The organism is Cupriavidus sp. H18C1, from assembly GCF_049311595.1.
Lineage (GTDB): Bacteria > Pseudomonadota > Gammaproteobacteria > Burkholderiales > Burkholderiaceae > Cupriavidus > Cupriavidus cauae.
The window spans coordinates 1,620,680-1,635,490 of sequence record NZ_CP186008.1; the positions used below are offsets into that span (position 1 = coordinate 1,620,680).

The 14,811-nt window shown below is 69.2% G+C and carries 8 protein-coding genes, 1 tRNA gene and 2 pseudogenes; 3 read left to right on the forward strand and 8 right to left on the reverse strand.

The genetic code is table 11. From position 1 onward, the window contains the following. Positions 1 to 88: 88 nt before the first annotated feature. The 3 genes and pseudogenes from OJJOAM_RS07615 to icmF form a co-directional block, all read right to left on the reverse strand. The gene (locus tag OJJOAM_RS07615) at positions 89 to 949 is read right to left on the reverse strand and encodes a 3-hydroxybutyryl-CoA dehydrogenase (protein ID WP_422649394.1); all 861 of its coding nucleotides are present in this window, start codon (positions 947 to 949) and stop codon (positions 89 to 91) included. A gap of 88 nt (positions 950 to 1,037) precedes the next feature. Further along, positions 1,038 to 1,493, reverse strand: coding sequence for an HIT family protein (locus OJJOAM_RS07620; protein ID WP_422649395.1), 456 nt, complete (start codon positions 1,491 to 1,493; stop codon positions 1,038 to 1,040). Between the two features lie 182 nt (positions 1,494 to 1,675). Further along, positions 1,676 to 5,010, reverse strand: a pseudogene (gene icmF, locus OJJOAM_RS07625) (fused isobutyryl-CoA mutase/GTPase IcmF). Positions 5,011 to 5,844: 834 nt separating this feature from the next. On the opposite strand from icmF, the gene OJJOAM_RS07630 reads away from it, so the two are divergent. Beyond that, positions 5,845 to 6,357 (forward strand): hypothetical protein, encoded by a 513-nt coding sequence (locus OJJOAM_RS07630; protein ID WP_422649396.1) that lies wholly within the window; start codon positions 5,845 to 5,847, stop codon positions 6,355 to 6,357. A gap of 152 nt (positions 6,358 to 6,509) precedes the next feature. On the opposite strand, the gene OJJOAM_RS07635 is transcribed toward OJJOAM_RS07630, so the two are convergent. From OJJOAM_RS07635 to OJJOAM_RS07645, 3 genes are all read right to left on the reverse strand, one after another. Next, positions 6,510 to 6,857, reverse strand: coding sequence for a DUF2917 domain-containing protein (locus OJJOAM_RS07635; RefSeq protein WP_422649397.1), 348 nt, complete (start codon positions 6,855 to 6,857; stop codon positions 6,510 to 6,512). 453 nt (positions 6,858 to 7,310) lie between these two features. Further along, a complete protein-coding gene (locus tag OJJOAM_RS07640; protein ID WP_422649398.1) occupies positions 7,311 to 8,699 on the reverse strand; it encodes an amino acid permease in 1,389 nt (462 codons plus the stop codon). A gap of 340 nt (positions 8,700 to 9,039) precedes the next feature. Continuing rightward, positions 9,040 to 10,371 (reverse strand): aspartate aminotransferase family protein, encoded by a 1,332-nt coding sequence (locus OJJOAM_RS07645; protein ID WP_422649399.1) that lies wholly within the window; start codon positions 10,369 to 10,371, stop codon positions 9,040 to 9,042. A gap of 374 nt (positions 10,372 to 10,745) precedes the next feature. Here OJJOAM_RS07645 and OJJOAM_RS07650 point away from each other — a divergent pair, with 374 nt between their 5' ends. Next, entirely contained in the window at positions 10,746 to 12,185 is a 1,440-nt protein-coding gene (locus OJJOAM_RS07650; RefSeq protein ID WP_422649400.1) for a PLP-dependent aminotransferase family protein, read from the forward strand. Between the two features lie 181 nt (positions 12,186 to 12,366). Here OJJOAM_RS07650 and OJJOAM_RS07655 read toward each other — a convergent pair whose 3' ends face one another. After that, the gene (locus tag OJJOAM_RS07655) at positions 12,367 to 12,939 is read right to left on the reverse strand and encodes an acyloxyacyl hydrolase (protein ID WP_422649401.1); all 573 of its coding nucleotides are present in this window, start codon (positions 12,937 to 12,939) and stop codon (positions 12,367 to 12,369) included. 634 nt (positions 12,940 to 13,573) lie between these two features. Between OJJOAM_RS07655 and dmeF the strand changes: the two are divergent. After that, positions 13,574 to 14,600, forward strand: a pseudogene (gene dmeF, locus OJJOAM_RS07660) (CDF family Co(II)/Ni(II) efflux transporter DmeF). A 77-nt stretch (positions 14,601 to 14,677) separates the two neighbouring features. Here dmeF and OJJOAM_RS07665 read toward each other — a convergent pair. Further along, positions 14,678 to 14,752, reverse strand: a tRNA-Cys gene (locus OJJOAM_RS07665). Positions 14,753 to 14,811 lie beyond the last annotated feature (59 nt).

Genomic DNA, 14,811 nt, shown 5'->3' on the forward strand with positions numbered 1-14,811 from the left:
CGTTACGCGTTCCGTTACGCATTCCGTTACGCATTCCGTTACGGGTTCGGCCGCACGGCGCGGTGTCCTTCATGCCGGAAGCCGACCGCTATTTCGCCGCACTGTAGACGTAGACGCCCCTGCCCGTCTTGCGGCCGAGGTAGCCGGCGGCCACCATCTCGCGCATCAGCATGGCGGGCCGATACTTCGGATCGGCGAACTCGGCGTACAGCACCTCCATCACGGCCAGCATGGTGTCGAGTCCGATCATGTCCGCCAGCGCCAGCGGGCCGATCGGGTGATTGCAGCCCAGCTTCATGCCTTCGTCGATTTCCTCCGGCGAGGCCAGGCCCTCGCCGAGCACGCAGAACGCCTCGTTGATCATCGGGCAGAGGATGCGGTTGACGACGAAGCCCGGGCTGTTCTTCACCGTGATCGGATACTTGCCGAGCTGCTTCGACAGCTGCTCGACCGCCGCGTGCGTGGCGTCGCTGGTCTGCAGGCCGCGGATCAGCTCGACCAGCGCCATCATCGGCACCGGGTTGAAGAAGTGCATGCCGATGAAGCGCTCGGGACGGTTGATCGCCGCGGCCAGCTTGGTGATCGAGATCGACGAGGTATTGGAAGCGACGATGGTGTCGTCGCCGACCAGCGCATCGATCTGCTTCAGGATCTTGAGCTTGAGTTCGTAGTTCTCGGTGGCGGCCTCGATCACGATCTGCGCGGCCTTCAGGTCCTCGTAGGCGGTCGAGCCGCGCACGCGCGCAAGCGCCGCGTTCTTGTCGGCCTCGGTGATCTTGTCCTTCTTGATCAGGCGGTCCAGGCTGCCGGCGATCGTGGCGATGCCCTTGTCGACCGCGCCCTGGCTGATATCGACCATCACGACATCGAGCCCGACCACCGCGCACGCCTGCGCGATGCCGTTGCCCATGGTGCCTGCGCCGATGATGCCGACGGTGTGGATTGTCATGCTGTCTCCCTGCTTGCGGATGGAATGGAAATGGAATGGGTATGGATGCGGATCGCGTGAATGCGGATCGCGTGAATGCGGACGGGCGTCAGCCCAGCGCCGCGACGATGCGCGCCGCGTGCTGCTGCAGCACCGCCGGGTCCTGCGGCTCGCTGGCGTGGCCGCGCAGCGGGCGGTCGGCGTAGCGCGGCACGATATGGAAGTGCACGTGCGGTACGGTCTGGCCCGCGGCGGCGCCGTTGAACTGGCCAATCGACAGGCCGTCCGGGCCGAACGCGTCGCGCACCGCGCGGGCGATGCGCTGGGTGGTGCGGATCGCGGCCTGCGCGGCGGCTTCGGACAGGTCGAACAGCTCGGCGGCGGCCTCCTTGGGCAGCACCAGCACGTGGCCGTCCGACTGCGGCATGATGTCCATGAAGGCCAGCGTGTCGGCGTCTTCGTAGACCTTGTGGCAAGGCAGCTCGCCTCGCAGGATTCGGGCAAAGATATTGTTCGGGTCGTACACCGTGAGCTCCGGTTCGGGAATGCGCGACTGCGCCGGCATCGCGCTGCGGGCCGCTGGATCCGCAGCGATGGATCGACAGCCAGGCGGCAATGCAGCGCCCTTGCGAGTTTAACGCACGGTCGTGCCAATTTTTCGGCTCGCACGGGACGGGCGCGGAAAACGGGCGCGCCGGGCACGATGGCCCGGCGCTTCCGGATCGGCCCGGATCCGTTCGGCTGACGCTACATGTTCCGCCGATACTGGCCGCCGACCTCGAACAGCGCATGCGTGATCTGCCCCAGCGAGCAAACCCGCACCGCGTCCATCAGCACCGCGAACACGTTCTCGTCGTCGATCACGGCCTGGCGCAGCCGCGCCAGCATCGCCGGCGCCGCGTCGGCATGGCGGGCGTGGAACGCCTTGCAGCCGCCGCAGCTGGCTCTGCTTCTCGTCCTCGCTGGAGCGCGCCAGCTCGAGCGTGGCCGGGGTCGGATCGCCGTCGGGATTGCGGAAGGTATTGACGCCGATGATCGGCAGCGAGCCATCGTGCTTGCGCTGCTCGTAGAGCATCGACTCTTCCTGGATCTTCGCGCGCTGGTAGCCGGTCTCCATCGCGCCGAGCACGCCGCCGCGCTCGGCGATCCGCTCGAACTCCTGCAGCACCGCCTCCTCCACCAGGTCGGTCAGTTCCTCGATCAGGAAGCTGCCCTGGTTCGGGTTCTCGCACTTGGCGACGCCCCATTCGCGATTGATGATCAGCTGGATCGCCAGCGCGCGCCGCACCGACTCCGCGGTCGGCGTGGTGATGGCCTCGTCGTAGGCGTTGGTGTGCAGCGAATTGCAGTTGTCGTAGATCGCGATCAGCGCCTGCAGCGTGGTGCGGATGTCGTTGAAGTCGATCTCCTGCGCGTGCAGCGAGCGGCCGGAGGTCTGGATGTGGTACTTCAGCTTCTGGCTGCGCTCGTTCGCCCCGTACTTGTCGCGCAGCGTGACGGCCCAGATGCGGCGCGCGACGCGGCCCAGCACGCTGTACTCGGGGGTCCATGCCGTTCGAGAAGAAGAACGACAGATTGGGCGCGAAGTCGTCGATATGCATGCCGCGCGCCAGATAGGCCTCGACATAGGTGAAGCCGTTGGCCAGCGTGAAGGCCAGCTGCGAGATCGGATTCGCGCCGGCCTCGGCGATGTGATAGCCGGAGATCGACACCGAGTAGAAGTTGCGCACCTGATGATCGACGAAGTACTGCTGGATGTCGCCCATCACCTTCAGCGAGAACTCGGTCGAGAAGATGCAGGTGTTCTGCCCCTGGTCCTCCTTCAGGATGTCCGCCTGCACGGTGCCGCGCACGTTCTGCAGCACCATCGCGCGGATCTTCGCGGCCTCGCCGGCATCGGGCTCGCGGCCCTGCTCGCGGCGGAAGCGGTCGAGCTGCTGGTCGATCGCGGTGTTCATGAACATCGCCAGGATCGCCGGCGCCGGGCCGTTGATCGTCATCGACACCGAGGTCTGCGGATCGATCAGGTCGAAGCCGTCGTACAGCACCTTCATGTCGTCGAGCGTCGCGATCGAGACGCCCGAATTGCCGACCTTGCCGTAGATGTCGGGTCGCAGGTCCGGGTCCTCGCCGTACAGCGTGACCGAGTCGAAGGCCGTCGACAGCCGCTTGGCCGGCATGCCCTCGGAGACCAGCTTGAAGCGGCGGTTGGTGCGGAAGGCATCGCCCTCGCCGGCGAACATCCGGGTCGGGTCCTCGTTCTCGCGCTTGAAGGGGAACACGCCCGCGGTGTAGGGGAAATAGCCCGGCAGGTTCTCGCGCATCAGCCAGCGCAGCAGCTCGCCCTCGTCGGTAAAGCGCGGCAGCACGACCTTGCGCAGCCGCGTGCCCGACAGCGTGGTGGTGACGAGCCCGGTGCGCAGGTCCTTGCCGCGGATCGTCACCACGTGCTCGTCGCCGCTGTAGGCCTCGCGCAGCGCGGGCCAGCCGGCCAGCAGCGCGCGCTCGGTCTCGCCCAGCGCGCCGTCGCGCGCGGCTTCGAGCGTCTCCAATGCCTGCAAGGCCTGCGGGGCCTGCTGCGCATCGGCGCCTGCAGCAGCTGAGGCCTCCGTCAGCATCCGCCGTGCCTCGCGCAACTGCTGCCGCTCGCGCGCGATGGCGCTCTGCGCGGCCACGCGCTTGTGATAGGCGCGCACGGTGTCGGCCAGCTCGGCCAGATAGCGGCTGCGCGCCGGCGGCACGATCGCGTTGCGGCCGGTGCTCTGCCGTCCCGCCAGCCGCGGCAGCGTGCCGTCGCGCAGTACCAGGCCGCGCTGGGCCAGCGCCTCGCGCAGGCCCAGGTACAGCATCGTCACGCCGTCGTCGTTGAAGCGCGAGGCCTGGGTACCGTAGACCGGCATGTCCTCGGCACGCGCGTGCCATTGCTCGCGGTTGCGCTGCATCTGCTTGGCGACGTCGCGCCACGCGTCCTGCGCGCCCTTGCGGTCGAACTTGTTGATCGCGACGAAGTCGGCGAAGTCCAGCATGTCGATCTTCTCGAGCTAGCTGGCGGCGCCGAACTCGGGCGTCATCACGTACAGCGACAGGTCGACATGGGGCACGATCGCCGCGTCGCCCTGGCCGATGCCCGAGGTCTCGACGACGATCAGGTCGAAGCCGGCGACCTTGCAGGCCGCCAGCGCGTCCGGCAGGGCGCGCGACACCTCGCTGGCGGCATCGCGCGTGGCCAGCGAGCGCATGTAGATCCGCGGATGGTGGATCGCGTTCATGCGGATCCGGTCCCCCAGCAGCGCGCCGCCGGTACGCCGGCGCGACGGGTCGATCGAGATCACGGCGATGCGCAGGCTGTCCTGCTGGTCGAGCCGGAAGCGGCGGATCAGCTCGTCGGTCAGCGACGATTTGCCGGCGCCGCCGGTGCCGGTCACGCCGAGCACCGGGGTCGCGATGCCGGCGGCATCCGCATGCAGCGCGGCGGCCAGGGCCGGATCGGCCTTGCCGTTCTCCAGCACGGTGATCCATTGCGCCAGCGCGCGGCGATCGCCCGCCCGCAGCGTGTCCAGCGTCGCGGGCGCGTGGCGCGAGAGGTCGAAGTCGCAGCGCCGCACCATGTCGGCGATCATGCCGGCCAGGCCCAGGCGCTGGCCGTCCTCGGGGCTGTAGATGCGCGCGACGCCGTAGTCCTGCAGCTCGCGGATCTCCGCCGGCACGATCACGCCACCGCCGCCTCCGAACACCTGGATATGGGCGCCGCCGCGCTCGCGCAGCAGGTCGACCATGTACTTGAAGTATTCGACGTGGCCGCCCTGGTAGCTCGAGACGGCGATGCCCTGCACGTCCTCCTGCAGCGCGGCCGCGACGACCTCCTCGACGGAGCGGTTGTGGCCGAGGTGGATCACCTCGCAGCCCTGCGCCTGCAGGATGCGGCGCATGATGTTGATCGAAGCATCGTGGCCGTCGAACAAGGATGCGGCCGTCACGAAACGGACCTTGTGGGTCGGCGCGCCGGCGGGCGCGGGTGCCGGCGCCACGGTGGCGGCTTCGGCTTCGGCGCCTGCCTTGCGCAGGTCGGACAGATCGGTCATGGTCTCCACCCGGTGAGGCCGGGAGCGGCGGACAGACTGCGCCGCCGAAGCCCCGGCCATCGCGTTGTGCGGCCATTGCTGGCCATATTGTCTGGGGTTGCCCGCGCCGGCGGTGCCGCCGGTGGGCCAGTCGATTGTAGGCCCATCCCGCCGGGCATGACCAGCGGGCAGCAAACGGCACGTGACGCCCCCTGCCTTCGGCTACAATCGAGAACATCCGCCGGGACTCGGACCTCCGGTCGGCACAACAAAGGACACGCACAGCCGGCCGTGTCGACCTACTGAAGGGGATTCCTATGCGGCATTGCGTGCCGTGGCTGCCGCGCCTTGCGCTGCTCGCAGGTCTGATCGGCCTGCCCGCCAGCGCCATCGCGTGGGACTACACGCCCGCGGCCATCTCGGGTCTGACCAGCCTGTACGGCTACCTGACCAACCAGAACGCCACGCTCGAGCGCGCCGCGGCCAAATACCCGTCGCTGCGCAACGACATCCAGCAGGTGCGCAACGCGTTCGACCGCCAGTATCCCGATGCGCTGGCGACGGTGACCCGGCTGTTCCAGGACATTCCGCTGCCCGCCACCGACCGTGCCCGGCTGGCCACCAAGGTGCTGGAGATGGACCGCGAGGCGATGCAGTCGGCGCTGGCCTCCGAGCCCGCGATGCAGGCCTATCTGCAGCGCGTGCGCGAAAGCGCCCAGGGCGACATGGAGAAGGCCTCGCTGCAGCTGCTGCTGGCCGCGGTCTACGAGGACAAACCCGCCGCCGAACTGGCCTCGCCGATGGCCAGGACCTACACCACCAGGGGGCGTCCGGCAGGCCGGCACGATCGACCTGATGCTGCGCATGCCGCTGTCCTGGGAGCGCGATTCGGCCCGGGAGAAGCTGCTGCCGGACAACGCCATCTTTGCCTTCACCAGCCAGGGCGGCAACGGCCTGTCGACCATCGATCTGCTGGCGCGCCCGCTGCCGAAGGACGGGGCGAAGGAAGGCGGGAAGGAAGGTGGAAAGGAAGGCGGGAAGGAAGGCTCGGGCGCTGTGGCCGCCGCGCGCGCGACCGAGGAACTGAAGGCGCTGACCGGCGCCACCGCCAAGGTGATCGCCCAGGGCACCGTACGGCTGGCGAACCACCGCGCCAACTGGGCCAGCTTTTCCATCGCCAGCGACGGCGGCCGCCTGCAGTACGGCCGCGTCTGGTGGGTGCCGCTGCCGGAGGCCGGCCAGACCGCGGTGCTGCTGTGCCGCACGCCGTCGTTGGCGCCGCAGGCCGCCGACAACGAGCGGCAGCGGCTGGAGCCGTTGTGGCAGGCGGTCGCCGCCACGCTGTCGACCGCGACGCCGGCGCGCTGAGCGCCGCCGGGCCGCGCTCCATCTTTCCGGCCCAACCGCTCCAAACGTTCAAACGTTCCAAACGCTGCGAGGGCTTCGAGCGCTGCGAGGGCTTCGAGCGCTTCAAGGGCTTCGAACGCTTCGAACGCTTCAATCGCTTCGACCCATTCCCGCTAGCGCGACAGATGCCGCGCCGGCCACCAGCCGGCGGACGGCTCAGGCAGCCGGATCGGCTCGGGCCGCGGCCGCGGGCGCAGCAGGGCCAGCAGCCCCCGCCACGACAGCGGCGCCGACTGCTGGGCCACCGTGAAGCGCGCCCCCGGCGCGTCGGCCGAGATCCAGACCCAGGCGCCCTCGGGCAGGTCGAACGATTGGCCCGGCGCCAGCCAGATATCGCCGCGCTGCCCTTCCACCGTCAACCAGATGTTGCCGTCGCGCGCGACGATGCGCTGTCCCGGCCGCGCGCGCCAGCTGACCGGCGTGCCGGCCTGGTCCAGTTCGTAATCCCTGAGTTCCTGCATGGTGCTGCTCCTGTCGATGGGCATCGAGCGGAGCCGGCTCGTCCGACCCGCCGCCTGCCGGTCCCGCAACGGCGGGACCGGGTGTTGTCCAGGCGGGCATGGTGGGCGCCGATGGTCCTGAAGCCTTTCGGTATTTCGCGGCGGTTATTGCCCGCTGCGCCGGACCTCTTGCCAATGTGGGCGACCGCACGGACGGCCGCGCCACGGCGTGCTTCGATGCACGATTTCATTATGGACGGCCGGCGCGGCCATCACAGGGACAGTTCCGAACAGTTTCCCAGGTACTGTTCCGGCGTTTTTTCTGACAGTTGGGGCGCTGGGCGGCGGAGGCCCTACCGACGAGGCGGTGACGAGGCTGGACCCGCGACGCCTTGTCGAGGCCCTGACGAGGCCGGACCGACGACGCCCTGACGAGCCCCTGACGACGCCCGGCCGACGAGGCCCTGGCGCGCCCTAGCGATGCAGCACGGCGTTGCGCCGCGCATAGCCGAAATAGATCAGCAGCCCCAGCGCCAGCCACAGCAGGAAGGCGACCCAAGTGAACGGCTGCAGATGCGCCATCAGGAACAGGCAGAAGCCGACCGACAACAGCGGCACCACCGGCACGCCCGGGCAGCGGAAGGTGCGCGGCAGGTCCGGCCGCGTCCTGCGCAGCACCAGCACCGCGATCGAGATCAGCGCGAACGCCGACAGCGTGCCGATATTGATCAGCTCCGCCAGCACGTTCAGCGGCACCAGGCCGGCGATCGAGGAGAACACGATGCCGACCGCCCACGTCGCCTGGAACGGCGTCGCGTGCACCGGATGCACCCGCGACAGCCTGGCAGGCAGCAGCCCGTCGCGCGACATCGCGAACAGGATGCGGGTCTGGCCGTAGGTCATCACCAGGATCACCGTCGTCATGCCGAGGATCGCCCCGAGGTCGACGAAGCCGGCCACCCAGTTCTCGCCGGCGTACTGCAGCGCCAGCGAGACCGGATGGTCGATGCCCTCGAACTTGGGGAACGGCACGATGCCGGTCATGATCGCCGCCACCGCGACATACAGCAGCGTGCAGACGGCCAGTGACCCGATGATGCCGATCGGCAGGTCGCGGCGGGGATTGCGCACCTCCTCGGCCGCCGAGGTCACCGCATCGAAGCCGATAAAGGCGAAGAATACCAGCGCCGCCGCATTGACGATGCCGGAGAAGCCGAACGGCGCATAGGGCTGCCAGTTGACCGGCTTGACGTGCCAGACGCCGACCGCGATGAACAGCAGCACCACCGCGACCTTGATCGCCACCATGATGTTGTTGACCCGCGCCGACTCCCGCACGCCATACGACACCACCCAGGTGATCGCCAGCATGATCAGCACCGCCGGCAGGTTCAGCACCGTCTGCACGCCGGGCACCGCGCCGGGCGCGGCGGTCAGCGCCGCCGGCAGCTGCACGCCGAAGCCCGACAGCAGCGACTGGAAGTAGCCCGACCAGCCGACCGACACCGCCGAGGTCGCCAGCCCGTATTCAAGCAGCAGGTCCCAGCCGATCATCCAGGCGACGATCTCGCCCAGCGTGGCGTAGCTGTAGGTGTAGATCGAGCCGGACACCGGGATCGCGGTCGCGAATTCGGCGTAGCACAGCGCGGCGAAACCGCAGGCGAGCGCCGCGATCACGAAGGACAGCGTCAGCGCCGGGCCGGCGGTCAGCGCGCCGGTACCGGTCAGCACGAAGATGCCGGTGCCGATGATGGCGCCGATGCCCATCATCACCAGGTCGACCGGGCCGAGCACCTTTTTCAAGCCATCGTCGCGGCTCGCGGCCAGCATCGTTTCGATGTCCTTGGTGCGGAACAAGCTCATGAAGGGATCTCCTGCATTGGCGGCATCCGCCCGGGGTCGGCCGGGCGGTGCCGCCAGGATCGAGTTTGGCCGGCCCGTGGATGACCGGTCGCCAATGCCCGCGGGCGCCACCGTCTGGGTGAACGCGCAGGGCCGCCCGCGCGTCGGCAAGGTGGGCCGGCCGGGGCAAAAAAAGCGCCTAGTTTATCGAACCGCTCTGGCCAAACCGTCACTTATGGAGGCGGGCTTCGGGGTTCGGAGCAGAAGAAGGGGGCAGGAGGTGGGGTGGGTGTTTTCGCTCCCCTCTCCCGCAGCGGGGAGAGGAGAGGGATCGGCGCGGGGCGTCCGCGCCGGCGTGGCCTTACTGCACGTCCTTCAGCACCTGCCGCACCGTGTCGAACAGCTCGGCGATCTGCGCCTCGGTGACGATCAGCGGCGGCGAGAAGGCCAGGATGTCGCCGGTGTACCGCACCAGCACCCCGCGCTCCAGGCACTTGAGGAAGACCTCGTAGCCGCGCGCGCCCGGCTGTCCCGGCCGCGGCTCGAGCTCGATGCCGGCCACCAGGCCCAGGTTGCGGATGTCCTTGACGTGCGGGGCGCCACGCACGCCGTGCGCGGCCTCCTCGAACAGCGGCGCCAGCTTCGCCGCGCGTCCGAACAGGTCCTCGCTGCGATACAGGTCCAGCGTGGCGATCGCCGCGGCAGCCGCCAGCGGGTGGCCCGAATAGGTGTAGCCGTGCGGCAGCTCGATCGCGCCGGCGGCCGCGGCGTCGATCACCGTGTCGTGGACCTCGCGCCGGACCGCCACCGCGCCCATCGGCACGGCCGCGTTGTTGATCGCCTTGGCCATCGTGATCAGGTCCGGCGTGACGTTGAAGCGCTCGGCCGCGGTGGCCGCGCCAAGCCGGCCGAAGGCGGTGATCACCTCGTCGAAGATCAGCAGGATGCCATGCTTGCTGGTGATCTCGCGCAGCCGCTCCAGGTAGCCGACCGGTGGCACCAGCACGCCGGCCGAGCCCGCCAGCGGCTCCACGATGACGGCGGCGACGTTGGACGGATCGTGCAGCGCGATGATCCGCTCGAGATCGTCGGCCAGATGCGCGCCCCAGGTCGGCTGGCCCTTGGAGAAGGCCGCCTCGGCGATATTGAGCGTGGCCGGCAGGTGGTCGGTGCCCGGCATCAGATTGGCCGAGAACGCCTTGCGGTTCGGGCCGATGCCGCCGACCGCCATGCCGCCGAAGCCCACGCCGTGATAGCCGCGCTCGCGGCCGATGAAGCGGGTGCGCTGCCCCTCGCCACGGGCGCGGTGGTAGGCCAGCGCGATCTTCAGCGCGGTATCGACCGATTCGGAACCCGAGTTGGTAAAGAAGATGCGGTCCAGGCCCGACGGCATGATTGCCGCCACCTTGCTGGCCGCCTCGAACGACAGCGGATGCCCCATCTGGAACGGCGGCGCATAGTCCAGCGTCTGCACCTGGTGCGCGATCGCGTCGGCGATCTCCTTGCGGCAGTGCCCGGCCGCCACGCACCACAGGCCGGCGCAGCCGTCGAGGATCTTGCGGCCGTCGTGGGTCGTGTAATACATGCCGCTGGCCGAAGCCAGCAGCCGCGGCGCCGCCTTGTACTGGCGGTTCGCGGTGAACGGCATCCACAGCGCATCGAGATCGGGAATCACGGTCTTGGCGGCGTCCATTACTTCCTCCTTGGGTTCGTCCTGGCCTGGTCGGGCTTGGTCGGGGATCTGGTCCGGGCTTGGTCCGGAGCCTGGTCCGGTCGGTTCGGGGTGTCGCGCCACCGGGCAGCAGCGGCCGATGGCGCGGGATAGCGATCCGGCCACTGTAGCGAGCCCGGCGCCACCTAAAAATATACGGTTGCGAAATGCTCGCCTTACCGTACTGTTTTTCTGGCCATAACCGTACAGGTCGATCGCAGCCCCGGCGACGCGCCATCATCGCGATGCGCCGGCATCGGCCGGCAACATGCGGCATCGCGGCCTGCCCCGGGCAGCCCGGCCTCGTCCTTGGCCGTGCTTGAACTGTACAGGCATCCCCCGCACAATGCGGTCGCATGATCCAGCTCGAATTGACCCGCAGCCGCCGTGGCGGCGACACGCTGACCGAACAGATCGTCGCCGGCATCGCGGCGCTGGTCGACCGGCGCGCGCTGCGCCCCGGCATCTCCGTGCCGTCGGTGCGGCGCTTCGCCGCCCAGCATGGCATCAGCACCTTCACGGTGGCCGAGGCCTACGGCCGGCTGACGGCGCTCGGTTACCTTGCGGCGCGCGCGGGCTCAGGCTATACGGTCGCCCATCGCCAGCCCAGCACCGAGCAGGCGCCGAGCCCGCGCTGGGAAACCCCTGCCCTGAACGCCGCGTGGCTGCTGTCGGACGTGTTCGCCGACCACTCGGTGCCGATCAAGGCCGGCGCCGGCTGGCTGCCCGGCGACTGGCTCAACGAGGAGGGGCTGCACCATGCCATCCGCGCCGCGGCCCGCGTGCCGGCCGGGCAGGTGTCGGGCTACGGCCATCCCTACGGCTTCGCCGCGCTGCGCGAGCACATCGCCACGCGGCTGGCGCAGTACGGCATGCCGATGCAGGCGCAGCAGGTGGTGCTGACGCAGGGCGCGACCCAGGCGCTGGACCTGGTGGTGCGCACGCTGCTGCGCGCCGGCGATACGGTGCTGGTCGAGGACCCGTGCTACTGCAATCTGCTGCAGATCCTGCGGCTGGCGGGGCTGAAGGTGGTGGGCGTGCCGCGTGGCGCGGCGGGGCTGGATACGGATGCGCTCGACGCGGCCATCCGCCGGCATGGGCCGCGCGCGCTGTTCGTCAATACGGTGCTGCAGAACCCGACCGGCGGCACGCTGACCAGCATGAACGCGCATCGCGTGCTGCAGCTGGCCGAGCAGCACCGGCTGCTGGTGGTCGAGGACGATATCTACCGGGAGCTGGCGCCAGCCGGCGCGCCGATGCTCGCGGCGATGGACGGGCTGTCGCACGTGGTCTACGTCAACGGCTTTTCGAAGACCATCACGCCGTCGCTGCGGGTCGGTTATCTGGCGGCCAGCCCGGAACTGGCCAAGGCCTTTGCCCGCACCAAGATGGCGGTGGGGCTCACTTCCTCGGAGGTCACCGAGCGGCTGGTCTATGCGGTGCTGACCGGCGGCCACTACGCGCGCCACGTCGACGCGCTGGCCGCGCGGCTGCGCGCGCAGCAGGACCGCGTCACCGAGAAGATGGAGGCGCACGGCCTCGAAGTGCTGCTGCGCCCGGAAGGCGGCATGTTCGCCTGGGCGCGGGTACGCGGGGCGCCCGACGGCGCGGCGGCGGCCGCGCACGGGCTGTCCGGCGGGCAACTGGCGACACGCGCGCTGTCGCACGGCGTGTGGCTGGCGCCCGGCAGCTATTTCGCGCCGGACGAGACCGATTCGCCGTGGATCCGCTTCAATATCGCGACCAGCGATGCGCCGGCGCTGTGGGATTTCTTCGACGGCGTGCGCGGCGGCTAGCCACGCACTCGCCGGCGCCCGGTGAGCCCCCCCGGGTTGGCTCCGAAGCGGGCCCGGGGGAGTGACCCCGGGGGTTAATGGCCCCGGAGGTAGTCGCCCGAAGTAGCGCCCCCCCCCCGGGACACGGCGAGCGGGACCCGGGGGCCCGGGGGTGGGCGCTGAAGCGGGCTCAGCGCCGCCCTCAGAAGCGGTAACGCACGTAACCGGTATAGAAGTTGGTACCCGGGTTCGGCCGCTTGATGCTGGCGTTCGAGATGTGCTGGAAGCGGAAACCCGCCTCGGCACGCTTCTGCGGGCCGAAGGCCACGCCCACGCCGACCATGTCCGAGAACTGGAAGGCCGTGCTGTAGTCGTGCGAGTCCGAGGTCGAGGTGGCGCTCATCAGGCGCAGGCCCACCGACAGCTCGGCGAACGGCACCACGCTCCAGCCGTGCTTCTCGACGCGCAGGATCGGCGAGAAGCCGATTTCGGTCACGTCGCGGCGGTTGTTGCCGCTGCGCGCGTTCCAGCGCGCCAGCTCGACTTCCCACTGCAGCTTGGCCAGCCAGCCCTGCGGATTGCCGTAGGCGAAGCCCGAATCCCAGTTCAGGCCGACCTCGTACTTGTTCAGGCCGTGGCCAGGATCGCGGCCGTAGGCCACATGGACGGCGGGGTCAGCCTGGGCGGGTGCGGCGGCGATCAGCGCTGCGGCGGCGCAGCAAAGAGCGGCCGCGCGGCGCAGCGAACGCGCCGTCCGTTGTTCTTGTTGTGTCATGGTCGAGGGGAGAGGAGTTGAAAGTTGCCGGCGAAGGCACTGGCACAGTCCGTGCCAGGCAGGAAACGCCACTCGCATCGGGCCGCGCGAACGGGCCGGAGGCTAGGCCCAGAGCCGTTCGATCAGCCAACCGGCGGTGGCGCACAAGCCGAGCCACGCCGCCATGCAACCGGCAATGAATCGATAAGTCATCGTACTTTTAGCAAGCAAAGAGCGAAATTACGCAAAATCGTGATCGCGATGATACATGCATTCATGAATGTATGTTAAGCGGCGATAAATCCATTTCGCGTCTGGGGGGTAAAACGATCGGCCACCTGGAAAACTTGAGGCCGAATACTGCGGGGCTGACTCCGAGGCCCGACCGTCGGTCCCGATTGCGAGACCCGATTGCGAGATCCGATTGCGGGTCCCGATTGCGGGTCCCGATTGCGAGCCCCGATGGCGAGCCCCGATGGCGAGCCCCGATGGCGAGCCCCGATTGCGAGTCCCGATCGCGGGTCCCAACTGCGATTCCCGCCGGCGAATCGCGACTGCGGGTCCCAACCGTGAGTCGGCGCACCGCCAGCAGGGATTTGCGCCTGCCCGCACGCGCATGCTGCTACCCTTGCGCCCATCGAAAAGAGGCCAAGCCATGCATACCCACGATCTCTCCCCCCTGGACCCACTCGCATGTCTTCGACCGCGGCAACGCCGCCGGCGAACGCGGTACGCGCCTGGTGCTGCTGCTGACGGCCGCGGCGATGGTGGCGGAGATCGCCGCCGGCTGGTGGTTCGGCTCGATGGCGCTGCTGGCCGACGGCTGGCACATGAGTTCGCACGCGCTGGCGATCGGCCTGTCGGTGTTCGCGTATGCGGCCGCCCGCCGCTTCGCCAACGACCGCCGCTTCGCCTTCGGCACCTGGAAGATCGAGGTGCTCGCCGGCTTCGCCAGCGCGGTCTTCCTGATGGGCGTGGCCGCGCTGATGGGCTTCGCCTCGATCGAGCGGCTGTTCGCGCCGGCGGCGATCCGCTATCCGGAAGCGATGGCGGTCACCTGCCTGGGCCTGCTGGTCAATCTGGCGAGCGCCTGGCTGCTGGGCGGCGCGCACCACCATCATCACCACGGGCACGACCACGATCATCACCATCGCCACGACGATCACCACGGCCATCACGGTCATCACGGCCACCACCACGACGGGCACGCCCATGACCATGGCCACGCGCACGGCCACGACCTGAACCTGCGCTCCGCCTATCTGCATGTGCTGGCCGACGCCGCCACCTCGGTGCTGGCACTGCTCGCGCTGGCGGGCGGCTGGTGGCTCGGCTGGAACTGGCTCGATCCGGTGATGGGCATCGTCGGCGCCGTGCTGGTCGGCCACTGGGCGCTCGGGTTGATCCGGCAGACCTCGGCGGTGCTGCTCGATCGCGAGATGGACCACCCGGTGGTCGACGAGGTGCGCGAGGTGCTGGCCGGTTTCGACCAGGGCCGCGACGGCACCCGCGTGACCGACCTGCATGTCTGGCGGGTCGGCAAGGACAAGTTCGCCTGCATCGTCGCGCTGGTCACGCACGACCCGACGCTGACGCCGGCGCGCGTGCGTACCGCGCTCGGCGTGCACGAGGAACTGGCGCATGTGACGGTGGAAATCGCGCGCTGCGACGAGGCACGATGAGAAGGGGCCGGCTGACCAGCCGACCGGCTCGGCGGCTTGCGGGCTCGCGCCGATCGCGTCGGCACGGTGCGGAAATCTGGAGGCGGGGGGAACGGAATCGAACCGTCGTACACGGCTTTGCAGGCCGTGGCATGCCACTCTGCCACCCCGCCGCTGTTCTGAAGCGGTGCGCTCCGAAGAGCGCGGGCCGAAGTGTAGCCCGATTCGCCCG